This window comes from Streptomyces sp. NPDC002044 (assembly GCF_040296725.1).
GTDB lineage: Bacteria > Actinomycetota > Actinomycetes > Streptomycetales > Streptomycetaceae > Streptomyces > Streptomyces antarcticus.
On record NZ_JBEOXU010000005.1, the window covers coordinates 45,063 to 67,682 of the forward strand.

At 72.7% G+C, this 22,620-nt stretch carries 27 protein-coding genes and 1 tRNA gene; 20 read left to right on the top strand and 8 right to left on the bottom strand.

Annotated features, from left to right (window positions below; translation table 11 throughout):
- The first annotated feature begins 51 nt into the window (after positions 1–51).
- The 11 genes from ABT106_RS02470 (at position 52) to ygfZ (ending at position 8,018) form a co-directional block, all read left to right on the top strand.
- The gene (locus ABT106_RS02470) at positions 52–768 is read left to right on the top strand and encodes an LmeA family phospholipid-binding protein (protein WP_351271108.1); all 717 of its coding nucleotides are present in this window, start codon (positions 52–54) and stop codon (positions 766–768) included.
- Between the two features lie 161 nt (positions 769–929).
- Positions 930–1,013 (top strand): putative leader peptide, encoded by an 84-nt coding sequence (locus tag ABT106_RS02475; protein ID WP_350206375.1) that lies wholly within the window; start codon positions 930–932, stop codon positions 1,011–1,013.
- A gap of 171 nt (positions 1,014–1,184) precedes the next feature.
- Positions 1,185–2,030: a sulfurtransferase gene (locus ABT106_RS02480; protein ID WP_351271111.1), complete on the top strand. Its 846-nt coding sequence runs from the start codon at positions 1,185–1,187 to the stop codon at positions 2,028–2,030.
- A gap of 72 nt (positions 2,031–2,102) precedes the next feature.
- Complete coding sequence (locus tag ABT106_RS02485) at positions 2,103–2,393, top strand: DUF1416 domain-containing protein (RefSeq protein WP_351271113.1); 291 nt, start codon at positions 2,103–2,105, stop codon at positions 2,391–2,393.
- Between the two features lie 164 nt (positions 2,394–2,557).
- Complete coding sequence (locus tag ABT106_RS02490) at positions 2,558–2,821, top strand: DUF3099 domain-containing protein (RefSeq protein ID WP_351271116.1); 264 nt, start codon at positions 2,558–2,560, stop codon at positions 2,819–2,821.
- Positions 2,822–2,933: 112 nt separating this feature from the next.
- Positions 2,934–3,830 (top strand): hypothetical protein, encoded by an 897-nt coding sequence (locus tag ABT106_RS02495; RefSeq protein ID WP_351271118.1) that lies wholly within the window; start codon positions 2,934–2,936, stop codon positions 3,828–3,830.
- Positions 3,827–4,738, top strand: a complete 912-nt coding sequence (locus tag ABT106_RS02500) for a hypothetical protein (RefSeq protein WP_351271120.1) — start codon at positions 3,827–3,829, stop codon at positions 4,736–4,738. The genes ABT106_RS02495 and ABT106_RS02500 overlap by 4 nt, the downstream gene beginning before the upstream one ends.
- Entirely contained in the window at positions 4,735–5,637 is a 903-nt protein-coding gene (locus tag ABT106_RS02505; RefSeq protein ID WP_351271123.1) for a hypothetical protein, read from the top strand. Before ABT106_RS02500 ends, ABT106_RS02505 begins: the two co-directional genes overlap by 4 nt.
- A 271-nt stretch (positions 5,638–5,908) precedes the next feature.
- A complete protein-coding gene (locus ABT106_RS02510) occupies positions 5,909–6,481 on the top strand; it encodes a heme-binding beta-barrel domain-containing protein (protein ID WP_351271125.1) in 573 nt (190 codons plus the stop codon).
- An 82-nt stretch (positions 6,482–6,563) separates the two neighbouring features.
- Positions 6,564–7,028: a Fur family transcriptional regulator gene (locus tag ABT106_RS02515; RefSeq protein ID WP_351271128.1), complete on the top strand. Its 465-nt coding sequence runs from the start codon at positions 6,564–6,566 to the stop codon at positions 7,026–7,028.
- A gap of 21 nt (positions 7,029–7,049) precedes the next feature.
- A complete protein-coding gene (gene ygfZ / locus ABT106_RS02520; protein WP_351271131.1) occupies positions 7,050–8,018 on the top strand; it encodes a CAF17-like 4Fe-4S cluster assembly/insertion protein YgfZ in 969 nt (322 codons plus the stop codon).
- 18 nt (positions 8,019–8,036) lie between these two features.
- On the opposite strand, the gene dtd is transcribed toward ygfZ, so the two are convergent.
- Complete coding sequence (dtd, locus tag ABT106_RS02525; RefSeq protein WP_351271133.1) at positions 8,037–8,462, bottom strand: D-aminoacyl-tRNA deacylase; 426 nt, start codon at positions 8,460–8,462, stop codon at positions 8,037–8,039.
- Between the two features lie 136 nt (positions 8,463–8,598).
- On the opposite strand from dtd, the gene ABT106_RS02530 reads away from it, so the two are divergent.
- From ABT106_RS02530 to ABT106_RS02555, 6 genes are all read left to right on the top strand, one after another.
- Positions 8,599–9,189 carry an RsiG family protein gene (locus tag ABT106_RS02530; protein WP_351271136.1) on the top strand — a complete coding sequence of 197 codons (591 nt, stop codon included), beginning with the start codon at positions 8,599–8,601 and terminating at the stop codon, positions 9,187–9,189.
- Positions 9,190–9,288: 99 nt separating this feature from the next.
- Positions 9,289–10,533: a GNAT family N-acetyltransferase gene (locus tag ABT106_RS02535; RefSeq protein WP_351271138.1), complete on the top strand. Its 1,245-nt coding sequence runs from the start codon at positions 9,289–9,291 to the stop codon at positions 10,531–10,533.
- A gap of 56 nt (positions 10,534–10,589) precedes the next feature.
- Positions 10,590–11,369: a putative protein N(5)-glutamine methyltransferase gene (locus ABT106_RS02540; protein ID WP_351271141.1), complete on the top strand. Its 780-nt coding sequence runs from the start codon at positions 10,590–10,592 to the stop codon at positions 11,367–11,369.
- A 52-nt stretch (positions 11,370–11,421) separates the two neighbouring features.
- On the top strand, positions 11,422–11,832 hold the full coding sequence (locus ABT106_RS02545; protein WP_351271143.1) for a helix-turn-helix domain-containing protein: 411 nt from the start codon (positions 11,422–11,424) through the stop codon (positions 11,830–11,832).
- A gap of 55 nt (positions 11,833–11,887) precedes the next feature.
- Positions 11,888–12,538: a hypothetical protein gene (locus ABT106_RS02550; RefSeq protein WP_351271146.1), complete on the top strand. Its 651-nt coding sequence runs from the start codon at positions 11,888–11,890 to the stop codon at positions 12,536–12,538.
- Between the two features lie 133 nt (positions 12,539–12,671).
- Complete coding sequence (locus ABT106_RS02555) at positions 12,672–13,013, top strand: DUF2516 family protein (protein ID WP_351271248.1); 342 nt, start codon at positions 12,672–12,674, stop codon at positions 13,011–13,013.
- Positions 13,014–13,102: 89 nt separating this feature from the next.
- On the opposite strand, the gene ABT106_RS02560 is transcribed toward ABT106_RS02555, so the two are convergent.
- The 3 genes from ABT106_RS02560 to ABT106_RS02570 form a co-directional block, all read right to left on the bottom strand.
- Entirely contained in the window at positions 13,103–14,422 is a 1,320-nt protein-coding gene (locus ABT106_RS02560; protein WP_351271148.1) for a PP2C family protein-serine/threonine phosphatase, read from the bottom strand.
- 312 nt (positions 14,423–14,734) lie between these two features.
- The gene (locus tag ABT106_RS02565; protein ID WP_351271150.1) at positions 14,735–15,775 is read right to left on the bottom strand and encodes a C40 family peptidase; all 1,041 of its coding nucleotides are present in this window, start codon (positions 15,773–15,775) and stop codon (positions 14,735–14,737) included.
- A 389-nt stretch (positions 15,776–16,164) separates the two neighbouring features.
- Positions 16,165–16,938 (bottom strand): class I SAM-dependent methyltransferase, encoded by a 774-nt coding sequence (locus ABT106_RS02570; protein WP_502979177.1) that lies wholly within the window; start codon positions 16,936–16,938, stop codon positions 16,165–16,167.
- A gap of 361 nt (positions 16,939–17,299) precedes the next feature.
- On the opposite strand from ABT106_RS02570, the gene mshA reads away from it, so the two are divergent.
- Entirely contained in the window at positions 17,300–18,682 is a 1,383-nt protein-coding gene (gene mshA, locus ABT106_RS02575) for a D-inositol-3-phosphate glycosyltransferase (RefSeq protein ID WP_502979172.1), read from the top strand.
- Positions 18,675–19,160 carry a type III secretion system chaperone family protein gene (locus ABT106_RS02580; RefSeq protein ID WP_351271153.1) on the top strand — a complete coding sequence of 162 codons (486 nt, stop codon included), beginning with the start codon at positions 18,675–18,677 and terminating at the stop codon, positions 19,158–19,160. The genes mshA and ABT106_RS02580 overlap by 8 nt, the downstream gene beginning before the upstream one ends.
- Before the next feature lie 22 nt (positions 19,161–19,182).
- Here the strand turns inward: ABT106_RS02580 and ABT106_RS02585 are convergent, their stop codons facing one another.
- Positions 19,183–20,520, bottom strand: a complete 1,338-nt coding sequence (locus ABT106_RS02585) for an MDR family MFS transporter (protein WP_351271156.1) — start codon at positions 20,518–20,520, stop codon at positions 19,183–19,185.
- A 151-nt stretch (positions 20,521–20,671) separates the two neighbouring features.
- On the opposite strand from ABT106_RS02585, the gene ABT106_RS02590 reads away from it, so the two are divergent.
- The gene (locus ABT106_RS02590; RefSeq protein WP_351271158.1) at positions 20,672–21,433 is read left to right on the top strand and encodes a phosphoglyceromutase; all 762 of its coding nucleotides are present in this window, start codon (positions 20,672–20,674) and stop codon (positions 21,431–21,433) included.
- Between the two features lie 78 nt (positions 21,434–21,511).
- On the opposite strand, the gene ABT106_RS02595 is transcribed toward ABT106_RS02590, so the two are convergent.
- The 3 genes from ABT106_RS02595 to ABT106_RS02605 form a co-directional block, all read right to left on the bottom strand.
- Complete coding sequence (locus tag ABT106_RS02595; protein WP_351271161.1) at positions 21,512–22,075, bottom strand: dihydrofolate reductase family protein; 564 nt, start codon at positions 22,073–22,075, stop codon at positions 21,512–21,514.
- Between the two features lie 87 nt (positions 22,076–22,162).
- Positions 22,163–22,237 (bottom strand) — tRNA-Trp (locus tag ABT106_RS02600).
- A gap of 90 nt (positions 22,238–22,327) precedes the next feature.
- Positions 22,328–22,477, bottom strand: coding sequence for a hypothetical protein (locus ABT106_RS02605; RefSeq protein ID WP_167344738.1), 150 nt, complete (start codon positions 22,475–22,477; stop codon positions 22,328–22,330).
- Positions 22,478–22,620 lie beyond the last annotated feature (143 nt).

The window sequence follows — 22,620 nt, forward strand, 5'->3', positions numbered from 1 at the left end:
GGCATGGTCCACTAGGCGCACGTACCGACAAGTAGTCAGGGGGAGGGGCACGTGCGCTTTCTACGTGTGGTCGTGATCATCGGTGTGGTCCTGGGGGCGCTCTTCGTCGGCGCGGACCGCTGGGCGGCCGGATACGCCGAGAACCAGCTCGCGGACCGGATCCAGTCCCGCCAGGGTCTGGCGGGCACCGCGGAGGTGGAGATACACGGCTTCCCGTTCCTGACCCAGGCGGCCAGCCGGGACCTGGAGCGGGTCGACCTGAAGCTGCGCGGCGTCGAGGCGATGGCGGACGGCCGCAAGACCCGTCTCGCGGAGCTCGACGCGAGCTTCCGCGGGGTGTCGCTGAACGGGGACTACACGCGCGGCACCGCCCGGCGCGCCGAGGGCAGCGCCCTCATCACGTACGCCGACCTGACGGCGGCCTCGCAGACCGGCGCGACCCTCGCCTACGGCGGCGCTCCGGGCAAGGTGAAGGTCACCGCGGGCATCGAGGTGTTCGGCAAGTCCCTGACGCGCAGCGTGGTGTCGACCGTCACCCTGGAGGACGCGAAGGACCCGAAGGACGGCAAGGTCGTCCGCGTGCGCGCCGAAGAGGTGCCCGGCGAGGGCATCCCCGGGATCGAGGGCCTGGTCCGCAAGAAGACCGACTTCGACCGCCGGCTCGACGGCGGGCTGCCCGCCGGACTGCGGCTGTCGGCCCTGACCTCCGACGAGGCCGGCGTGCACCTCGCGCTGACCGGCTCGAACGTGGTGCTGGCCGGATCGTGAGACGGTGCGGTCCGATCCGCAGATGGACGGGCCGCGGGAGGGGCCCCGGGAGCGGCGCGGCGGCCGCCCGGAGCTCTCTCATCCCACTATTCGGACGATCCTGTCTCGCTATATGACACGCCGGTGACAGAGCGGTCGATTCGTCCCTACGATCCATGCCTATGAAGCATCAGCAGGCGGACCTCACGAAGCGGCGGGCAGTAGACCTGTGTCGCGTCGCCGCCATGCTCTGTCGATCCATGTGACCTGTGGAGCGCATCCGCTCCACCAGCCGGACGACGGCTTTCCCGCGTGACCGCACCTGCCTCCCGATCCCTGACGCCTCCCCGCGCAGGACCGGGCGAGCGCATCCGCACCGCACGCACCTCGCAGCACCCGCAGCACAGCCCGCCGCACACTGCCCGGAGGAGAACACCATGAGCCGCAGCGACGTCCTCGTAGACGCCGACTGGGTCGAGGCCCACCTGAACGACGCGAACGTCGTCGTGGTCGAGGTGGACGAGGACACGTCCGCCTACGACAAGAACCACATCACCAACGCCGTCCGGATCGACTGGAAGAGCGACCTCCAGGACCCGGTCCGCCGTGACTTCGTGGACCAGGAGGGCTTCGAGAAGCTCCTCTCCGCCAAGGGCATCTCCAACGACGACACCGTCGTCCTCTACGGCGGCAACAACAACTGGTTCGCGTCCTACGCCTACTGGTACTTCAAGCTCTACGGCCACCAGGACGTGAAGCTCCTCGACGGCGGCCGCAAGAAGTGGGAGCTCGACTCCCGCGACCTGGTCGACGGCAAGGAGGTCCCGAACCGCCCGGCCACCGACTACAAGGCCAAGCCGCAGGACAAGTCCATCCGCGCCTTCCGTGACGACGTCACGGCCGCGATCGGCTCCCTGAACCTGGTCGACGTCCGCTCGCCCGACGAGTTCTCCGGCAAGCTGCTCGCCCCGGCGCACCTCCCGCAGGAGCAGTCGCAGCGTCCCGGCCACGTGCCGACCGCCCGCAACATCCCGTGGTCGAAGAACGCCAACGACGACGGCACCTTCAAGTCGGACGACGAGCTGACCGCCCTCTACGAGGCCGAGCAGGTCGACCTGGCGAAGGACACCATCGCCTACTGCCGCATCGGTGAGCGCTCCGCGCTCACGTGGTTCGTGCTGCACGAGCTCCTGGGCCAGGAGAACGTCAGGAACTACGACGGCTCGTGGACCGAGTACGGCTCGCTGGTCGGCGTGCCGATCGAGCTCGGCCCCGCCAAGTAGCCCAGCAGTCGGCCCTGCCGGGCACGCAGGGCCCGTAGTCACGTACGACCTCTCTAGGACAGGACAGAGAACATGTGTGGAGCACAGATCGGCGGGCCCGACCTCGCGACGCTGAAGCCCGGTGAGACCGCCATCCAGGGCCAGATCACCCAGGGCGGCGAGCCGGTGTCCGGCTACGTCCGCCTGCTGGACTCGACCGGTGAGTTCACCGCCGAGGTCCCGACCTCGGCGACCGGCCAGTTCCGCTTCTACGCGGCGACCGGCTCCTGGACGCTGCGCGCGCTCGTTCCGGGCGGCACGGCCGACCGCAACGTCGTGGTCGCCGACGCCGGCGGCGTGACGGACGTGGCGATCGCGGTCTGACCACCGCTCCGCGCACCACCGCGTAACCGCACGACCGTATGACCGCAGAGCCGGCCGAAGGGCCGCACCCCCGGGGGTTGGACGCCACTGGATCGGGGTGCGGCCCTTCGTGCCGTCCGGGTCCGCGCACTTGTCAGCGCGGCGTCCCGCTCTACGCTGGAGGTATGTACGCCCGGCGCCGACGCGTCTACTTCCTGCTCATGGGCGGATGCCTGTTCCTCTTCGTCTCCGCCTGGTCCTTCGTGCGCCTGTGGTCGGTGGAGGCGGCGGTCGCCCTGTGCGTGGTCGCCATGGTCATCCCGCCGGTCGCCGCGATGATCGCGAACCGGCGCGGCCCGGACGACCGCTGGTGGGACGACCCCTCGGGCGACCCGAAGTCCGACGAGTGGTGGGACGAACTGGACGGAAAACGGCGACGCGAGCCGTGAAACCCAGTGAGACAAGAATGTAATAGACATCCTTACAACTGCTTCTCCCCGGAACGGGTCATGGGTACGCGCGGGTAACCAGCCGGCGCGTCCAGCCCTGTGGGGGACATTCTTGGAACACGAACAGACCATCCCCGAGCTGCGGAAAGCGGATGAATCCGCCCCGGAGCCGGATGGTTCGGACCCGATCGCCGCACCGGCTGCCGGTACGGCCCCGGTCGCTGCCGAAGCCGCCGTAGCCGCCGTAGCCGCCGTAGCCGCCGTAGCCGACACGGCCGACGGCGCCGCGCCACCGCGCGGCCGGGGCCGTACGACCCTCCTGATCGCGGCCGCGGCCGTACTCGGCGTCCTCGCCGGAACCGTCGCCGGCTACGCGGTCCAGTACCACCGCGACCCCACCCCGCTGCCGCCACTGGCCCAGCGGACCCTGGTGGCCCCGAAGGCGCTCGCGCCGGACGACAGCACGACGAACAAGACGATCAACGCCAACCGCTGGCACAAGAACGACGACGACCTCGGCAAGCTGCTGATCGAGGCGCCCGACGGAACCAAGCCCGAGGGGAAGGGCTACGACAGCCTCGACGTCTTCGCGGCGGACTTCGAGAAGCCGGACCTGGCCGTGAGCGAATTCGCGTCCGAGGGCCTCCGGCGGGTCGCCTCGACGCACTGGTCACGCGGTGACCGGGTCTTCGTCCAGGTCCAGCTGGTCCAGTTCACCGACTACGCCGGCGCGGAGAACTACCAGAAGAACCAGGCGTCCTTCATGCCGCTGAAGGAGAACGCGGGCTACGCCGGCGTGGCCATCCCCGGAATCTCCTGGGACCTCGGGCGGGTCTGGGTGGACTCGAAGGCCCGGGAGCAGCCGGGCTACGAGCCGACCCGCGGTGCCACGGCCATCGCCCGCCGCGGCGACATCGTGATGACGATCTACTACCACGACAACCGCGGCGGGAAGATCGCCGAGAGCGACATCGTCCGCCTGGCCGAGCGACAGCTGGAGCGACTGTGACCGAGCCGCAGAACGAGAACCCCCCGGCGGCCCCGGCCGGGGCACCCGGGCCCGCGGCCCCGCTCCCGACGTCCCCGGCCGCTGAGGCCCCGGCCGCGCGGCCCGAGGCTCCGCTTCCCGATGCCCCGCTTCCCCCGGCCCCGCCCTCCGAGGCCGCGCCTGCCGGGCCGGTGACCCCCCGCCGCCGTAAGACGGCCGTCCTCGTCTCCGCGGGTCTGGCCGTCGCCGTGCTCGCGGGCGGCGGAGTCTGGTCGGTCTCCGCCGTCGCGGACGCCGACCGGACCGCGCCCACCGCCTACTGGGTCCCCCTCGGGGAGAAGGTCCAGAAGGCCGAGGAGCCCGCGCCGGTGCCGGCGAACGCCCTCTCGGGCAAGCTGCTCCCGGTTCCGAGCGGCTTCACGCCGGGTCCCGACCTCGCGGGCGACGGGAACAACTTCTTCGTCTCCGGCGACAAGGCCGTCGAGGGCTTCAAGGAGGCCAGGGACGGCCTGTCCAGCACCGAGCGCAAGAAGCGCGACGACATGCTGGCCGGCCTCAAGCTCAAGGGCCTGGCCGGGCGCAGCTACACCAAGGGCTCGGGCTACCTGGTCGCGGAGGTCCGTCTCATGCAGGCCGGCCCGCAGGCCGTGGGCGGTTTCTCGGAGGTCACCAAGAAGCTCATGGAGCTCAGCGGCGCCGACCGCGGCGCGCCGAAGGTCGACGGCTACCCGGACGCCAAGTGCTGGGTGCTGCCGGTCGGTGAGGAGAAGAAGGAGAAGATCGACTCCCTCTACTGCGTGGCGGTCGAGAGTGACGTGATGGTCAACTTCCGCGCCTTCGGGCCCAAGCCCGAGTTCTCGGTGACCGAAGCCGTCGGGTTCCTCAAAAACCAGCTGAACCACCTGAAGTCCCCCGGGGAGTCCGTGTGACCGAGCATCCCGCCATCGCAGCCGGGCCCGCCCCGGAGGAGGCCGCCGCGGCCCCGCGAGCCGCGGCCCCTCCCGCCCCGGAAACCCGGCCCGCGCCGGAATCCGGCGCCGAGGTCCTGGCCCCGGCCGCGGCTCCCAGGGACCGCCGCAAGCTGTTCGCGTTCCTGCGCTGGACGGCCGCCTTCCTGGTCTTCGGCGCCGCCGCCACGGGGGTCGCGTACGGGATCTCCCAGCCCGAGCGCACCGACATCCCCGGGCTGTCCACCGCGTCCGACGGCCGCTGGACCTACCCGGAGCTGGCCAAGCCGGCGCTGCCCCCGGGCGCGGCCCTGCCCTTCGCCCCGGACAACGAGGACGGCATCCACTACGCCGGCCTCACGCAACTGCTCCTGCCGGCGCCCCTGGGGTCCACCCCGGACGCCGCGCTGAAGGTGGAGAAGGACGGCGTGGTGGCCGTCGACACCTTCCTGGAGGAGTACGGGGCCTCCGTGCGCGCGAAGATGAAGCAGGAGTTCGCCGACGACGGCCTGCGCCAGATCGTCGGCCGGGGCTGGACCACCCCGGACGGCATCCGGACCCGCCTCTACCTGCTGCGCTTCCACGCCTCGGGCTTCACGGACGCCTTCGACGGCTGCGGCCCCGACATGAACCTGAACGGCGTGAACCGGATCGAGACCGACGGGGTGTGGGGCAAGGCGAGGATCGACCAGTCGGTTCCGGACGGGACCGGCCTCTCGGTCCACGAGGAGTCCGTCCCGGTGGGCGACGAGAAGGTCAGGATCGGATGCGTCCAGTCCGGTGACGTCCAGGCGGTGATCCTCCAGAGCCGCAAGGGCGAGGTGCTGCCCGCCGTCCCCCTCCACCAGACGGTGATCCTGCAGCACCAGCTGCTGCGCTGACCGCGGGCCGGAGCCACCGGTACGGCGGACCTCACAGAGTGCGCCGGTCCCCGGGCCAGTAGGCTTGGGGACCGGCCCGTACACCGCACCGAATCCTCCGAGGAGCACCCCGTGCTTGAGGCAGTCTTCACCTCCCTGCTGGTCCTGGTCTGCGTCGGCGTCATGGCCTTCACCGGCCTGGCCGTCAAGAAGCTGTACCAGGGTCAGCGCTGAGCGTCCGCGCAGCTGACCGCCCCGGAACCCCTCCGACAGATCGCCTGAGCAGCCATTCATGATCCAGATCCCGTCCGACCTGAACCCGGGCCTCGTCCCGCTCGCCTTCCTCCTCGGCACCTGGGAGGGCGCGGGAGTCTTCGACTTCCCCGGTGAGGAGAAGTGCAACTTCGGCCAGGAGGTCGTCTTCGGCCACGACGGCCGGGACTTCCTGGAGTACACCTCCCACACCTGGGTCCTCGACGCCGAGGGCGAGAAGGTGCGGCCGCTGGAGTCCGAGTCGGGCTACTGGCGCATCGACAAGGACCGCAAGGTCGAGATCGTCATGGTCCGCGACCAGGGCGTCGTCGAGGTCTGGTACGGCGAGCTCGCCGACCAGAAGCCGCAGATCGACCTGGCCACCGACGCCGTCGCCCGCACCGCGGCCTCCGGCCCGTACAGCGGCGGCAAGCGGCTCTACGGGTACGTGAAGAGCGACCTGATGTGGGTCGGCGAGAAGGCCACCCCCGACGTCGAACTGCGCCCGTACATGTCGGCCCAGCTGAAGAAGGTCGTCACGCCCGAGGAGGTCGCCGAGATGGCGCGCAACCTCCCGGACATGCCGGACGACGGCATCGCCTTCTTCCGCTGATCCGCCCGCCCGTTCCACGGGCCGTGCGACGAGGGGACCGCGGGACCGCCCGCGGTCCCCTCCCCGCGCTTACACTGGCCGGGTGGTGAGGACCGAGCACGCCGAAGGCACCGAAGGCACCGACTGGAAGACCGACCTGCGCCAGCGCGGGTACCGGCTCACTCCCCAGCGCCAGCTCGTGCTGGAGGCCGTCGACCACCTGGAGCACGCCACCCCGGACGAGATCCTCGTCCAGGTGCGCAAGACGGCGTCCGGGATCAACATCTCCACCGTGTACCGGACGCTGGAGCTCCTGGAGGAGCTCGCGCTCGTCTCGCACGCCCACCTCGGCCACGGCGCCCCCACCTATCACCTGGCCGACCGGCACCACCACATCCACCTGGTCTGCCGGGACTGCGCCGACGTGATCGAGGCCGACGTGGACATCGCGGCCGAGTTCACCGCGAAGCTCCGCACCACCTTCGGGTTCGAGACCGACATGAAGCACTTCGCGATCTTCGGGCTCTGCGAGAAGTGCGCGGCCAAGCACCGTGCCGCGCAGGCGTAGCCGAGTCGTACGCTTGGTCCCATGACCAGCAGCCCTTTGCTCCACCTCCCCGGCGCCGTGCAGGCCGAAGGCCGCGACGAGGGCGTCGCCGCCCACTACGGCGAGCTGTACGGCGAACAGCGGACCCTCGCCGCCGGCCGCGGCTTCGTCGACCTCTCCCACCGCGGCGTGGTCACCGTGACCGGGGCCGAGCGCCTCAGCTGGCTGCACCTGCTGCTCACCCAGCACCTCACCGAGCTGCCGGCCGGCCAGGCCACCGAGGCCCTGATCCTCTCCGCGAACGGCCACATCGAGCACGCGCTCTACCTCGTCGACGACGGCGAGACCACCTGGGTGCACGTGGAACCCGGCACCCAGGCGGAGCTGATCGCCTACCTGGAGTCCATGAAGTTCTTCTACCGGGTGGAAGTCGCCGACCGCACCGAGGAGTTCGCGGTCGTCCACCTGCCCGCCGGCTCCATCGCCGAGGTCGCCAAGGAGCACGCCGTACGCGAGACCGCCCACGGACGCGACGTCTTCCTGCCCCGCGCCGAGCTGGAGTCCTTCGCCGTCGCCCACGGACCGGCCGCCGGACTCCTCGCCTACGAGGCCCTGCGCGTCGAGGCGCACCGGCCGCGGCTCGGCCTGGAGACCGACCACCGCACCATCCCGCACGAGCTGGGCTGGATCGGCACGGCCGTCCACCTCCAGAAGGGCTGCTACCGCGGCCAGGAGACGGTCGCCCGCGTCCACAACCTGGGGAAGCCCCCGCGCCGCCTGGTCTTCCTGCACCTGGACGGCTCCGAGGTGCTGCTCCCGGCGCACGGCGCCCCGGTCCGGCTCGCCGCCGACGGCGAGGAGGGCCGCCAGCTCGGCTTCGTGACGACCTCGGTGCGCCACCACGAGCTCGGCCCGATCGCCCTCGCGCTGGTCAAGCGGAACGTGCCGGTGGACGCGCCGCTGCTGGTCGGCGGCACGGCGGCCGCGCAGGAGGTCGTTGTGGCGCCGTGAGCCGCGGAGCCGCCGGGGCTAGATGTCGATGACGATGGTGAACGGGCCGTGGTTGGTGAGCGAGACCCGCATCTGCGCGCCGAAGCGGCCCGTCTCCACCGTCGCGCCCAGCGCCCGCAGCTGCGCCACGACCTCGTCCACCAGCGGTTCGGCGACCGGGCCGGGCGCGGCCGCGTTCCAGGTGGGGCGCCGGCCCTTGCGGGCGTCCCCGTAGAGCGTGAACTGGGAGATCACCAGCAGCGGCGCGTCCACGTCGCTGCACGACTTCTCCGCCTCCAGGATCCGTACGGACCAGAGCTTGCGCGCCAGCAGCGCGGCCTTCTCCGGCGTGTCGTCGTGGGTCACCCCCACCAGCACGCACAGTCCCTCGCCGACGATCTCCCCGACGGTCTCGCCGGCCACGACGACGCTCGCGCCGTCCACCCTCTGCACCACTGCTCGCATACCACCTGTGTACCAGGCGTGCACCCGTCCGGGGCCGATCGGGTGCAGTGGGACTGCACCCGGGCCACGGAGAGTGGCACGATGCACGCAGGCGGTGCGGGTGCGCCGCACCGGTCGAGGGGACGGACTCGTTCGTATGAATACTTCTGGTACCTCCGTACCTGCTTCACCCGCTTCCATCTCCGCTGCCGCGGTACGACCGCCCGCGCAGCGCACCGCCGAAAGCCCGGTCCCGGCGGCCGCGACCACGGCGGCCGCGGCCACCGCCCTCGGGCTGCCGGAGCTGCGGGCGCTGCGCCGCGACGCGCAGCGCGACGAGGCCGATCTGAGCTACGTACGGCGGCTGTTGCAGGGCCGCATCGACATCCTGCGGGCCGAGCTCGCCCGGCGGACCGACCCCGAGGCGCCGGTGGTGGACCGGCTCTCGGAGATCCTCGCCGACGCCCCCTCCAGCCGCAGTGCCTCCGCCCGGCACGTCACACTCGGCACTCCGCACAGCGAGGAGTACCGGGTGCTGGCGGCGGAGATGCTGTCCGACGTGGAGCTCTCCGACCTGGGCGCCCGTACCGACGGCGAACTCCACGACGGGCTGGGCCGGCTGGTCCGGTACGAGCAGCAGGTCTCGCGGCGCCGGCATGCGCTCCAGCGCACGGCGGACGACTGCAGCGGCGAGATCACCCGCAGATACCGCGAGGGCGAGGCGCAGGTGGACGACCTGCTGGCGTGAGCGTCCCGCCCGGCCTCCCCGGGCACCCGGCGCCACCGCGCGCCCCGGCCCCGGATATTCGCGGGACGCGGGCCGGTGGGCCGATTAGCGTGGTCCGCCATGAGCGCTGATGTCCGGCCGATCGCCGAATCCGAACTGCCCGACTGGCTGCGGACCGTGAACACCGGTTTCCTGGAAGCCGCCGCGGTGAGCGACTCCGACGTCGCCCAGCGCGCCGGACACGGCGACCTCGCGCGCACCCAGGGGGCGTTCGACCCCGGCACGGGGCGCTGCGTGGCCACCTTCCGCTCGTTCCCGCAGGAGCTGACCGTGCCCGGTGGCGCGGCCGTCGGCTCCAGCGCGGTCACCAATGTCACCGTGCTCCCCACGCACCGCCGCCGCGGCCTGCTCACCCGCATGATGACCGCCGAGCTGACCGCCGCCCGCGACCGCGGCGACGTGCTGTCGACGCTGATCGCCGCCGAGTACCCGATCTACGGGCGGTACGGGTACGGGCCCGCCGCGTCCGTCTCGGAATGGGAGATCGACGTACCGCGGGCCGGGCTGGACCCCCGGTGGTCGGCGCCCGCCGACGGCGGCCGCATCGACCTGGTGGACGCCGCCGAGGCCCGCCGGACCGGCCCCGGGCTGCACGAACGCCTGCGGGCGGCGACCCACGGCGCGGTGGACCGCGACGCGCGCTGGTGGAGCCTGGCGACGGGTGCGGAGGAGCTGTCGTACCGCCCGTACAAGGAGCAGTTTTACGCCGTGTACCGGACGGCCGCGGGCGAGGTGGCCGGCCTGGCCGTCTACGCCGCCGACGGGCACTGGACGGACGCGAAGCTCCCGAAGAACACCCTGCGGGTCAAGCAGCTGCTCGCGGTCACCGCGGACGCGGAGCGGGCGCTGTGGCACTTCCTGTGTTCCATCGACTGGGTGGCCAGGGTCCGCACCGGCTTCCGGGCGCCCGACGACCTCGTCGCGCAGCTGCTCCCCGACCCGCGCGCCGCCGCGCTGGTGACCACGGCGGACTTCCTGTGGGTGCGGGTGCTGGACGTCGTACGGGCCCTGCGCGCGCGGACGTACGCCGTACCGGGGGTGCTGGTCCTGGAGGTGACGGACGCGGCGGGCCTCGCGGACGGCCGCTACCGGCTGGACGCGGCCGAGGGCGCGTGCGAGCGCACCGCGGATCCGGCGGACCTGCGGCTGGAGGTGTCGGCGCTGGGCTCCCTCTACCTCGGCGACGAGTCCGCTGTGCGCCTGGCCCTGCTCGGACGGATCGCGGAGGAGCGCCCGGGGGCGGTCGCGCTGGCGGACGCCGTGTTCCGCACGGCGCGGCGGCCGTGGTGCCCGGACGTCTTCTGAGCGGCCGCGGGGTACGGCCGGACACAGGCGACGCGGGACCGGAGGAGACCGGGCACATGACGCATTCGAGGTCACTGGTGGAGCGGCTGCGCGCCGCGGGCTGCGTCTTCGCCGAGGAGGAGGCGGACCTGCTGGTCTCGGCCGCGCGGGACGACGGCCACCTGGCGGGACTGCTGGCCCGCCGGGTCGCGGGTGAGCCACTCGAACACGTGGTGGGCTGGGCGGAGTTCGGCGGACTGCGCGTGGAGGTGGGCGAGGGGGCCTTCGTACCGCGCCGGCGCACCGAGTTCCTGGTGCGGGAGGCGGCGGCGCTGGTCCGGCCCGGCGCCGTGGTGCTGGACCTGTGCTGCGGGGTCGGCGCGCTGGGCGCGGCGGTCGCGGCGCGGGTGCCGGGCGGGGTGGAGCTGCACGCGGCGGACATCGACCCGGTGGCGCTGGCCTTCGCGCGGCGCAACGTGGCCCCGTACGGCGGCGCGGTGTGGGAGGGCGACCTGTACGGGCCGCTGCCCGCGTCGCTGCGGGGCCGGGTGGAGGTCCTGGTGGTGAACGCCCCGTACGTCCCGACGGACGAGGTGGCGCTGATGCCGGCGGAGGCCCGGGACCACGAGCCGCTGGTCTCCCTGGACGGCGGCGCGGACGGCCTGGACGTTCACCGCCGGGTCGCGGCGGGGGCACTGCCCTGGCTGGCCCCGGGCGGGCACCTGCTGATCGAGACGAGCGCCCACCAGGCCGCGCGGACGGCCTCGGCCCTGTCCTCGGCGGGCCTGGAGGTCCGCACGGCGGAGTCACGGGAGCTGTACGCGACGGTGGCCATCGCCACCGTCCCGGGGTGCTAGATCCTGCAAGCGGCTGCTTGCAATAGTTAGCAAGCTCGGGCAGGATCGGGGCATGGCATCGCTCAACGTCGGAAACCTCGGCGAATACCTTCGCGAGCAGCGCCGGCAGGCCCAGCTCTCGCTGCGGCAGCTGTCCGAGGCCGCGGGGGTGTCGAATCCGTACCTGAGCCAGATCGAGCGCGGCCTGCGCAAGCCGAGCGCGGACATCCTGCAGCAGCTGGCCAAGGCGCTGCGGATCTCCGCGGAGACGCTGTACGTGCAGGCCGGGATCCTGGACGAACGGGACCGGGACGAGGTGGAGACGCGGGCCGTCATCCTCGCCGACCCGTCCATCAACGAGCGGCAGAAGCAGGTGCTGCTCCAGATCTACGAGTCCTTCCGCAAGGAGAACGCGCTCGACACGGCCGGCACGGCCCCGGCGGACGGGGCGCCCGACGCGTCCGCCACCGACGTGATGCCGTAGTGGACGACGAGATGCCGCAGAAGACGAACTGACCTGGATCCGGGAGGACCCGCACATGGCCATCGCCGATGACCTGAAGAAGACCCTCACCGACCCCACCCCGCTCTACTTCGCCGCCGGTACCGCCGACCTGGCCGTGCAGCAGGCCAAGAAGGTGCCGGGGCTCATCGAGCAGCTGCGCGCCGAGGCCCCCGCGCGCATCGAGGCGGTCAAGAACACCGACCCGAAGGCCGTGCAGGAGAAGGCCCGGGGTGCGGCCAAGGAGGCGCAGGAGGCGGTCTCCGCGAAGGTTGCCGAGGTGTTCGGCGCGATCGACCCGAAGAAGTTCGGCGAGACCGCCCAGGACCTGGCGCTGCGCGGGGTCGGCGTGGCCGCCGAGTACGCGGTGCGCGCCAAGGAGACGTACGACAAGGTCGCCGAGCACGGCGAGCAGGCCGTCCGGACCTGGCGCGGTGAGGTCTCCGACGAGATCGTCGACATCGCCGTGGCCGTCGAGCCCGCGCCGGAGGCCGCGTCCGGGACCGTCGTCACCGAGCCGGTCGTCACCGAGCCGGTCGTCACCGAGCCGGTCGTCACCGAGCCGGTCGTCACCGAGCCGGACGCCGCCGAGGCGGCCGCCGGGGCGGAGAAGCCCGCCGCGAAGAAGCCCGCGGCGCGCAAGAGCACGGCGAAGAAGACCGCCGCCGTGCAGGGCGACGCGAGCTGAACCGCATGACACGGGGCGGGCCGGGCACCTCGACGGGTGTCCGGCCCGTTGTGCTCTCCGCGGAGGAACCACTGCCGGTAGCGTGGAGGCAGACGTCGTCCGGCGTGCGGAGCGGGAGAAAGCGGTCATCGCGATGTGGTTGATGGACGGGTTCGATCGAGGTGTGGTCCCGTTGCTGGGACTGGCCATGCTGGTGCTCGCCGTCGTGGCTTTCGTCATGGCGCTGGTGGCCCGTGAGGACGCCTACCGCGCAGCGGAGAAGCAGAGCAAGACCTTCTGGATGGTCCTCCTCGGCATCACCGTGCTCGTGGACTTCTTCCTGGGGATGCTGTTCCTCCAGATCGCCGGGCTGGTCGCGACGATCGTCTTCTTCGTGGACGTGCGGCCGGCCCTCAAGCAGGTCTCGGGCGGCGGCCGGCGCCGGGGCGGAAGCAGCAGCGACGGGCCGTACGGGCCCTACAACGGCGGCCGGTGACGCGAGCCGGTGCCCCGAGCCGCTGACCCGGACCGCTGACCCGATCGGCGGACGCCGTCAGGTGACCCCGTCCGGCCGGGCCGGCCGGCTCAGCCGCCGCCGCGGGAGAGCAGGACCACGGCCACGTCGTCGGTCAGCTCGCCGCCGTTGAGGCGGCGGGCCTCGGTGACGGAGGCTTCCAGCAGGGCGTCTCCGGTCAGCCCGCGGTCCAGGTGCCGGTTGATCATCTCGACCATGCCGTCCTGCCCGAGGCGTTCCCTGCCCTCGCCGATCCGGCCCTCGATCAGGCCGTCGGTGTACAGCATCAGGCTCCACGCGCCGCCCAGCTCGACCTGGCGGCGCGGCCAGCGGGCCCGGGGCAGCAGGCCGAGCGCGGGGCCGCTGTTCTCGTACGGGAGCAGCCGGGCGGGGCGGCCCGGCCTGGATATCAGCGGCGCCGGGTGGCCGGCGAGGCAGAGGCCCGCGCGGCGGCCGTCCGGGGCGATGTCCACCGTGCACAGGGTCGCGAAGATCTCGTCGCAGGGGCGCTCGACCTCCAGGACCTCCTGGAGGGTGGCCAGCAGGTCGTCGCCGCACAGGCCGGCCAGGGTCAGCGCCCGCCAGGCGATCCGCAGCTCGACGCCGAGGGCGGCTTCGTCGGGGCCGTGGCCGCAGACGTCGCCGATCATGGCGTGGACGGTCCCGTCGGGCGTGCGGACGGTGTCGTAGAAGTCGCCGCCGAGGAGCGCCCGGCTGCGGCCGGGACGGTAGCGGGCGGCGAAGCGGAGGTCGGAGCCCTCCAGGAGGGGGTGGGGAAGCAGCCCGCGCTCCAGGCGGGCGTTCTCCTGGGCGCGCAGTTTCGATTCCGCGAGCTTGTACTGGGCTATGTCGGCCCGTTTTCTCTCCACCGCGTACCGGATGGCGCGGCTCAGCAGCCGGCCGTCCAGCTCGTCCCGGAAGAGGAAGTCCTGGGCGCCGACGCGTACGGCCTCGGCCGCCCGTTCGGCGTCGGTCTCGCAGGTGAGGACGATGACGGCGTGGTGCGGCGCGAGCCCGAGGACCTGGCGGAGCGCGGCCAGGTCGTCGTCGGTGGCGGCCGGGGCGGGCAGCGACAGGTCCAGCAGGATGCAGTGCACGTCCGGCGTGAGCAGGCGCGCGGCCTCGGTGAGGTTGCGGGCGGTGCGGAGCCGGATGCGGTGGCCGTCGGCGTCGAGGACCTCGGGGACGGTGAGGCCGCCCGCCGGGTCGTCCTGGATGACCAGGAGGGTCAGCGGGGTCGCCGGCGGAGCCGTCTGCGGGACCGGCCGCGCGGCCGCCGGTGCGCCGACCAGCGTGGTGGGTGCGGCGGCGGGCGGTGCGGCGGTGTGCAGAACGGCCTGACCGCTCTCCGCGGCCGGGGTGTCCCTCTGCCGCGGTACGGGTACGGGCATCGTCTCCGGTTCCTTCCCTCCCCCCGGGGGTGCGCTCGTCGGGCAGACCCTAGCGGTCCCGGACCGGGGAGCGGAATGCCGTTCCCGGCCGGGCCTGCGTCATATGCCGTTATCGCGGGGGAAAATCGGCCTCACCGGATGACCAATGTCACGGAGGCCCGGGGTACGTCCCGTGGAGCGAGACGCCGTGGACGGCGGGTTGGTTGCCTCCGGGGGCGGTGGCTGTGTCCTTCGCCACGGGCGCCGGGCGGGACCGGGCCGGACGGTGCCGGGCCCGGCGCGGACTCGGCCGGCGAGATCCGCGGGGGACGCCTACGCGTCGGGGCGGACGACCGCCTTGATCGGCATGGAGCCCGCCCCCGCCATCGTCACGTGCCGGCCCGGCCGCGGGGCGTGGACCATCGCGCCGTCACCGACGTACATCCCGACGTGGCTGGCGTCGTCGAAGTAGATGATCAGATCGCCCGGCCGCATGTCCTTGAGCGCGACCTTCGGCAGCCGCAGCTGTTCCTGCGAGGTGCGCGGGATGCCCTTGCCCGCCGCCAGCCACGCCTTGGAGGTCAGGCCGGAGCAGTCGAAGGAGTCCGGGCCGACCGCGCCCCAGATGTAGGGCTTGCCGATCTGCGCGGTGGCGAACTGGACCGCCCGCTTCCCCGCGTCCGTCGCCGTGCCCTTGACGTCCTTCATCGCGCCCGTGGACAGCCACGCCGTCTGCGCCTTGTACTGGGCTTCCTGCTCCAGCTGGATCAGCCGGGCCTTCTCCTCGGCCTCCAGCTTGCTCTCCAGCTCCTCCGCCGCCTTGATCTTCTCCTCGACCTGTTTCTTCGCGGTCTCCTGCTTGACGCGGTTGGCTTCGAGGGCCTGCCAGTGCGCGGCCGCGTCCGTCGCGTACCGGCTCAAGTCGGCCTGGGTACGGTCCAGTTCGGACAGGAGATCGGAGGCGGCCTTCTCGCCCTGCCGCAGCCGGCCCGCGCCGTCGAGGAACCGGTCCGGGTTCTCGCTCAGCGCCAGCTCCGCGCCCGCCGGCAGGCCGCCCGAGCGGTACTGGGCGCGGGCGGCGGCGCCCGCGCGCCCCTTCAGGGCGGTGATGCGGTTCTGGCCGGCGACGACGAGGTTGGCGATCTCGACGATCTTCTCGGACTGGGCCTTGGTCTCGGACTCGGCCAGGTTGAAGGCGTCCGTGGCGCTGCCGGCCTGGCGGTAGAGGTCCTCTATCTCCTTGCGGACCTGCTCCAGCGACTTGGCGCCGGGCTGGGGAGCCGGTGCCGCCGGGGCCGCCGGCGGGGGAGCGGGCGCCGCGGGCGCCGCGTGTGCCACGCCCGCCGCGAGGCCGGGGGCCGTCACTATCGCCATCGCGCAGAGCAGTACGAGCGTGCTTGCGCCGCGCCGTCGCCTTACGGCCACCATGGTCCCCCCAGGCACCCGAGTCGGATCCCGTATCAGATCTGACTATTCATCAGTAACTTTTCACTGCCTTCGGGATGGTGCCACGAGTCGGTGAATTCCAACACCCTTGTGGATAACCGCCGGATCCCGCCCGCCCCGCCGGAACGCCATCGCGAAGCCACCGTGCGGTACTTGACCTCCGGCCGTCCTCCCGGGAAGCGCCGGCAAGCACCGCGAAGTCCCCGACAAGTCCCCGACAAGTCCCCGAAGAGCCCGGAAATGGCCTCGGTCCCGCCGCCCCTGACGGCTCAACGGGCCTCTCCGGCTCCCGGCTCCCGGTTCCCCGTCCGTCCCGCTCAGCCCAGGGGGCGCAACGCCTCCCAGCGCACCGTCAGTTCCCCCTGCCGCCAGCGGCCCGGCCCGTCCGCCAGCGGCCAGTCCGCCGCCAGGGCCCGCGCCGTCCGGATCCAGCGCTGCCGCGCCCCGTACGAGGCGTACGGGGACGCCGCCGCCCACGCCCGGTCGAAGTCGCGGAGGAACGCGTGCACCGGCTCGCCCGGCACGTTCCGGTGGATCAGCGCCTTCGGCAGCCGCTCCGCCAGGTCCGAGGGGCGCTCCAGGGAGCCCAGCCGGGTCGCGAACGTCACCGTGCGCGCCCCCTCCGGACCCAGCGCGACCCACACGTGCCGCCGCCCGATCTCGTCGCAGGTCCCCTCCACCAGCAGCCCGTCCGGCGCCAGCCGCCCGCACAGCCGCTCCCAGACCCGCGCGACCTGGTCCTCGTCGTACTGGCGCAGCACGTTCGCCGCGCGGATCAGCGCGGGGCGCTCCCCGCCGTCCAGCGGGACCTCGAAGCCGCCGTGCCGGAAGCCGAGGCCCTCGCGCTCGTACGGCTTCGCCGCCGCGACCCTCGCCGGTTCGATCTCGATGCCGACCACGCGCACGTGCGGCGCCGCCTCCCGCAGCCGCGTCATCAGCTCCACCGCGGTCCAGGGCGCGGCCCCGTACCCGAGGTCGACGGCGACCGGCGACCCTGCGCGCCGCAGCGCGGCCCCGTGCGTCGCGGCGATCCAGCGGTCCATCCGGCGCAACCGGTTCGGGTTGGTCGTCCCGCGCGTCACCGCGCCCACCGGGCGGCCCGGGCGCTCGGAGCGGTCGGCGCGCTCGGAACGGCCGGTGCGGTCGGATCGGCCCGCGGAAGGGGGCGGGGTGGTGCGGGAGGCCATGGGGCGAGCGTAAGCGGAGGGCGCGCGCAGGATAAAAATCCGGCAAACCGAGGAGGAAAGTCCCCGCTCCCCGGAATGCGGGGGACGGCCGTTCGGGTTGCACTCGGTGCAGGGCGCCGACCGCGCTCCTGTCGTCATGCCGTCCAGCCCTGCGGTCATGCCGTCCAGCGTCGACACAGCGTGGTGCCAACGCCGGGAGAGCGCCCCGGGGCCGTCCCGCCGCGCCGTCCGTCCGAGCATCGTCAGAGCGAGAGGAACTGCTCCCTTGAGCCAGTACGTGTCCCGTCTCGGCGGCAGCATCAGCGGCCGCCTCGCCGCCGCGCGCGCCACCCGTCACGAGCCCCCGCGGCTGCGCCTGCCGGCGGTCGGCCACCACCGCAAGCCCCGCCGCGTGGCCATGCTCAGCGTGCACACCTCGCCGCTGCACCAGCCCGGCACCGGCGACGCCGGCGGGATGAACGTGTACATCGTCGAACTGGCCAAGCGCCTCGCCGCGATCAACATAGAGGTGGAGATCTTCACCCGGGCCACCACCGGCGGCCTCCCGCCCGTGGTCGACCTCGCGCCCGGCGTCCTGGTGCGCCACGTCGACGCGGGACCGTACGAGGGCCTCGCCAAGGAGGAGCTCCCGGCCCAGCTGTGCGCCTTCACCCACGGCGTCATGCAGGCGTGGGCCGGGCACCGCCCCGGCTACTACGACCTCGTCCACTCCCACTACTGGCTGTCCGGCCACGTCGGCTGGCTCGCCGCCGAGCGCTGGGGCGTCCCGCTCGTCCACGCCATGCACACCATGGCCAAGGTCAAGAACGCGTCGCTGGCCGAGGACGACACGCCCGAGCCCGCCGCCCGCGTCATCGGCGAGACCCAGATCGTGGCCGCCGCCGACCGCCTCATCGCGAACACCGCCGAGGAGGCGGACGAGCTCGTCCGCCACTACGAGGCGGACCCCGGCAAGGTGGCCGTCGTCCACCCCGGCGTGAACCTCGACCGGTTCACCGTCGGCGACGGCCGCGCCGCCGCCCGCGCCCGCCTCGGGCTGCCGCAGGACGCCGTCATCCCCCTGTTCGCCGGCCGCATCCAGCCGCTGAAGGCCCCCGACATCCTGCTGCGGGCCGTCGCCGAGCTGGTCGACCGGGACCCCTCGCTCCGCCGCCGCCTGCACGTCCCCGTCGTCGGCGGGCCCAGCGGCAGCGGCCTCGCCAAGCCGGAGGGCCTGCAGAAGCTCGCCGCGCGGCTGGGCATAGCCGACCTGGTCCACTTCCACCCGCCGGTCGGGCAGGACCGGCTCGCCGACTGGTTCCGCGCCGCGTCCGTGCTGGTCATGCCCTCGTACAGCGAATCCTTCGGGCTCGTCGCCATCGAAGCGCAGGCCGCCGGCACGCCGGTCCTGGCCGCCGCGGTCGGCGGGCTGCCCGTCGCCGTCAACGACGGGGTCACGGGCATCCTCGTACCCGGGCACGATCCCGTGGACTACGCCCGGCAGCTGCGCCGCTTCGTGGACGAGCCCGGGCTCGCCGACCGGATGGGCGCGCAGGCCGCGCGGCACGCGCAGTTCTTCGGCTGGGACACGGCCGCGAGCGGCACGGCGGACGTCTACACCGCGGCCATGCACGATCATCGCCGTCGCGTACGCTCCCACCATGGCTGACACCGCCGCGATCATCGAGAGCACGCTGACCGGGGCCGGACTGTCGTGGGAGAGCCCGTCACCCGGCTCGTACGTCGTCCAGCTGCCCGGCACCCGCAAGCTGAGCACCACCTGCTCGCTCCGCCTCGGCCGGCACTCGCTGTCGGTCAACGCCTTCGTGATCCGCCACCCCGACGAGAACGAGCCGGCCGTCCACCGCTGGCTGCTGGAGCGCAACCTCAAGCTGTACGGGCTCGGCTACGCCGTGGACCGCCTCGGCGACATCTACCTGACGGGCCGCCTCCCCCTCGCCGTGGTCACCCCGGAGGAGCTGGACCGGCTCCTGGGCACGGTCCTGGAGGCGGCGGACGGCGCCTTCAACACCCTGCTGGAGCTGGGTTTCGCGGGCGCGATCCGGCGCGAGTACGACTGGCGCGTCTCGCGCGGCGAGCCGACCCGCAACCTCGACGCGTTCAAGCACCTGACGCGCCCGTCGTAGCCCCCGGGCCCGGGCCCCCTCGTCACGCGGAGGAGGGCGCGGGCGTCACGGCCGGCCCCGGCAGCGGCAGCCCGGCGGGGCCGGAGCCGGAAGCCGAATCCGCGGCGGCGGGCTCGTCGGCCGCGGCTTCCTCGGGGGCGGTCCCGTCGGCGCCGGGCGCCGCCGGGAGGTTCCGCATCAGCAGCCAGTACCCGAGGCCCGCGACGGTGCCCAGGACCGCCGTCGCACCCCACAGCCACGCCGCGCCGAACCGGTCGATGACCCAGCCCGCCAGCAGCGGCGCGATCAGCGAGGCCACCGCCCAGGACATCGTGTACATGCCCTGGTAGCGGCCGCGCCCGTGCAGCGGGGAGAGCCGCACGACCAGGCCCATCTGGGTCGGCGAGTTGATGATCTCGGCCAGCGTCCAGACGCAGACGGTCAGCGCGATCACCCCCAGGGAACCGCCGAAGGCGGTGAGCCCGAACCCGTACCCCGCGAGCAGCGCCGAGAGCACCAGCAGCCGCTGCGGGTCGCGGTGCTCGATGAACCGGGTGACCGGGATCTGCAACAGCACGATCAGCACCCCGTTCACGGCGATCACCAGGCCGTAGTCCCCCGTGGAGAACCCGGCCGCGCCCATGGCCAGCGGCAGCCCGAACGACCCCTGCATGAAGATCAGCGAGATCAGGAACGACAGCCCGACGACCCCCATGAAGCGTCCGTCGCGCAGCACGGTGCCCAGCCCGACCTCCGCGTCCGCGGCCGCCGCGGCGGCGCCCTTCTCGGGCCGGGACTCGGGGAGCTTGACGTACACGAGCACCGCGCACACCATCGTCAGCACCGCCTCGCCCAGGAAGCCGGCGAGGTAGCTGTACTCGGCGACGAAGCCGGCCGCCGTCGCGGACACGGCGAAGCCGAGGTTGATGGCCCAGTAGTTGAGGGCGAAGGCCCGCACCCGGTCCTCGGGCCGCACGATGTCCGCCATCATCGCCTGCACGGCCGGCCGCGAGGCGTTCGAGGTCATGCCGACCAGCAGCGCCACGGCCGCGATGGCCGCCGGGTGCTCCATGAAGCCGAGCAGCGCCACCGACAGGGCCGTCGACGCCTGCGCCGCCATCAGCGTGGGCCGCCGCCCCAGCCGGTCCGTCATCACCCCCGCGACCAGCGAGGAGATGACGCCGCCGAGGCCGTGGAGGGCGACGACGAGTCCCGCGAAGGTCGCCGAGTAACCCCGGTCCATCGTCAGGTACAAGGTCATGAATGTGGCGACGAAGGCCCCGAGCCGGTTCACCAGGGTGCTCGTCCACAGCCACCAGAACTCGCGCGGAAGCCCCGACACGCTCTCCCGGGCCGCCCGTCTCAGACTGGCAACGGACATAAGGAATCCCCCCGGTGATGTAAGCGTCTCTCCTGCTCTGGGCACGTTACGAGTGGGGGCCGTCCGGCGCCAGCGAATTGACGCGCCGCGTCAATCGGCGGGGGCGCGCACCGCGCGCGAGCGCCCCCGCGCGTCCATTAGGCTCGTACGCATGGCCGACGCACCGTACAAGCTGATCCTCCTCCGTCACGGCGAGAGCGAGTGGAACGCGAAGAACCTGTTCACCGGCTGGGTGGACGTCAATCTCAACGAGAAGGGCGAGAAGGAGGCGGTCCGCGGCGGTGAGCTGCTCAAGGACGCCGGCCTGCTCCCCGACGTCGTGCACACCTCGCTCCAGAAGCGCGCGATCCGCACCGCGCAGATGGCGCTCGAGGCAGCCGACCGCCACTGGATCCCGGTCCACCGCTCCTGGCGCCTGAACGAGCGTCACTACGGCGCCCTCCAGGGCAAGGACAAGGCCCAGACCCTCGCCGAGTTCGGCGAGGAGCAGTTCATGCTGTGGCGCCGCTCGTACGACACCCCGCCGCCGGCCCTCGAGGACGGTACGGAGTACTCGCAGTCCGAGGACCCGCGCTACGCGACGATCCCGCCGGAGCTGCGCCCCAAGACGGAGTGCCTGAAGGACGTCGTCGTCCGCATGCTCCCGTACTGGTACGACGGCATCGTCCCCGACCTGCTCACCGGCCGCACGGTCCTGGTGGCCGCGCACGGCAACTCCCTGCGCGCGCTGGTCAAGCACCTGGACGGCGTCTCCGACGAGGACATCGCCGGCCTGAACATCCCGACCGGCATCCCGCTCGCCTACGAGCTGGACGCGGAGTTCAAGCCCCTCAACCCGGGCGGCACCTACCTCGACCCGGCCGCGGCCGCGGCGGCGATCGAGGCGGTCAAGAACCAGGGCAAGAAGAAGTAGCCACAGCGACCATGCCCCTGACCTGCGCGTGCGGCGCAGATCGGGGGCATTCGTCTGCCCGGGGCCCACGGTGGGCGCTCAGCGCCTCGTCTCGTACCTGGTCAGGATCACGCCGCAGGGAAGCGTCCGCGTCTCCACCAGGTCGAGGTTCACCCAGTTGTCCAGCGCGGTGAAGAACGGCGTGCCGCCGCCCACCAGGACCGGCGCGGTGGCCAGCACGTACTCGTCGATCAGCCCGGCCCGCATGGCCGCCCCGGCGAGCGTCGCGCCGCCGATGTCCATCGGGCCGCCGTCCCCGGCCTTGAGCCGGGTGATCTCGGCGACCGCGTCGCCGGAGACCAGGCGGGTGTTCCAGTCGACCTCGTCGACCGTCGAGGAGAACACCACCTTCGACATGTCCCGCCAGCGGTGCGCGAACTCGATCTTCGCCGGGGTGGCGCCGGGCCGCTCGTCGCCGGTCGGCCAGTACGAGCTCATCGTGTGCCACAGCTTGCGCCCGTACAGCGACAGGTCGGTCGCCCGCAACTGGTCGGACCAGAACTGGAACAGCTCGTCGCTCGGCACGCTCCAGCCGATGTCGTCGCCGGGCGCGGCGATGTAGCCGTCCAGGGACAGGTTCATGCCGTAGATCAGTTTCCTCATGCCGGCCAGCCTCCCGTGAGTCGGTCTCACGCGTACAGACCGACGCGGCGCGGAAAACTCATCGCGGACGGAAGGGGAAAGGAAGGGCGGGGCCGGCCGGAGTCGAACCGGCGTCCTCGCGGTTTTGGAGACCGCGCGCGACCACCTCTGCGCTACGGCCCCGCCCCCCACCGCATCCTAGGGGGACGCGCAGAGGCCCCGTCCCGGGGAAGCCGGGGCGGGGCCCTGTACGTGTCGAACCGGGCGGGCGGCTCAGCCGCCGCACTGGCACGGGGCGCCGGACTGGCAGCCGCAGCCGCAGCCCGAGCCGCAGCCGCAGGCGGCGAGCAGCGGCAGGCGCAGCGGCTCCGGCCTCGGCGGCTGCTCCTGCTCCGGGGTGATGGGGACGGGGGAATCGGGCATGGTTCCTCCTCGCAGGCGGCGTACGGGACTTCGCACGACGGACCGCCTTCGCCTCATTCATGCCCAGCCGCACCGGCGCGTCAACGGCGCATTGGGTCGAGGCCCCGCAAAGCCCGTACGCCAGGACCGCCCGTACGTGAGGG

Bases quoted from the DNA above. Each gene is read 5' to 3' on its own strand.
- ABT106_RS02555 (WP_351271248.1), top strand. From the start codon at position 12,672: ATGTGGTTGATGGACGGGTTCGATCGAGGTGTGGTCCCGTTGCTGGGA.
- ygfZ (WP_351271131.1), top strand. From the start codon at position 7,050: ATGACCAGCAGCCCTTTGCTCCACCTCCCCGGCGCCGTGCAGGCCGAA.
- ABT106_RS02535 (WP_351271138.1), top strand. From the start codon at position 9,289: ATGAGCGCTGATGTCCGGCCGATCGCCGAATCCGAACTGCCCGACTGG.
- ABT106_RS02510 (WP_351271125.1), top strand. From the start codon at position 5,909: ATGATCCAGATCCCGTCCGACCTGAACCCGGGCCTCGTCCCGCTCGCC.
- dtd (WP_351271133.1), bottom strand. From the start codon at position 8,462: ATGCGAGCAGTGGTGCAGAGGGTGGACGGCGCGAGCGTCGTCGTGGCC.
- ABT106_RS02545 (WP_351271143.1), top strand. From the start codon at position 11,422: ATGGCATCGCTCAACGTCGGAAACCTCGGCGAATACCTTCGCGAGCAG.
- ABT106_RS02560 (WP_351271148.1), bottom strand. From the start codon at position 14,422: ATGCCCGTACCCGTACCGCGGCAGAGGGACACCCCGGCCGCGGAGAGC.
- ABT106_RS02590 (WP_351271158.1), top strand. From the start codon at position 20,672: ATGGCCGACGCACCGTACAAGCTGATCCTCCTCCGTCACGGCGAGAGC.
- ABT106_RS02585 (WP_351271156.1), bottom strand. From the start codon at position 20,520: ATGTCCGTTGCCAGTCTGAGACGGGCGGCCCGGGAGAGCGTGTCGGGG.
- ABT106_RS02480 (WP_351271111.1), top strand. From the start codon at position 1,185: ATGAGCCGCAGCGACGTCCTCGTAGACGCCGACTGGGTCGAGGCCCAC.
- ABT106_RS02550 (WP_351271146.1), top strand. From the start codon at position 11,888: ATGGCCATCGCCGATGACCTGAAGAAGACCCTCACCGACCCCACCCCG.
- ABT106_RS02530 (WP_351271136.1), top strand. From the start codon at position 8,599: ATGAATACTTCTGGTACCTCCGTACCTGCTTCACCCGCTTCCATCTCC.
- ABT106_RS02565 (WP_351271150.1), bottom strand. From the start codon at position 15,775: ATGGCGATAGTGACGGCCCCCGGCCTCGCGGCGGGCGTGGCACACGCG.
- ABT106_RS02475 (WP_350206375.1), top strand. From the start codon at position 930: ATGAAGCATCAGCAGGCGGACCTCACGAAGCGGCGGGCAGTAGACCTG.
- ABT106_RS02540 (WP_351271141.1), top strand. From the start codon at position 10,590: ATGACGCATTCGAGGTCACTGGTGGAGCGGCTGCGCGCCGCGGGCTGC.
- ABT106_RS02595 (WP_351271161.1), bottom strand. From the start codon at position 22,075: ATGAGGAAACTGATCTACGGCATGAACCTGTCCCTGGACGGCTACATC.
- ABT106_RS02605 (WP_167344738.1), bottom strand. From the start codon at position 22,477: ATGCCCGATTCCCCCGTCCCCATCACCCCGGAGCAGGAGCAGCCGCCG.
- ABT106_RS02580 (WP_351271153.1), top strand. From the start codon at position 18,675: ATGGCTGACACCGCCGCGATCATCGAGAGCACGCTGACCGGGGCCGGA.
- ABT106_RS02490 (WP_351271116.1), top strand. From the start codon at position 2,558: ATGTACGCCCGGCGCCGACGCGTCTACTTCCTGCTCATGGGCGGATGC.
- ABT106_RS02485 (WP_351271113.1), top strand. From the start codon at position 2,103: ATGTGTGGAGCACAGATCGGCGGGCCCGACCTCGCGACGCTGAAGCCC.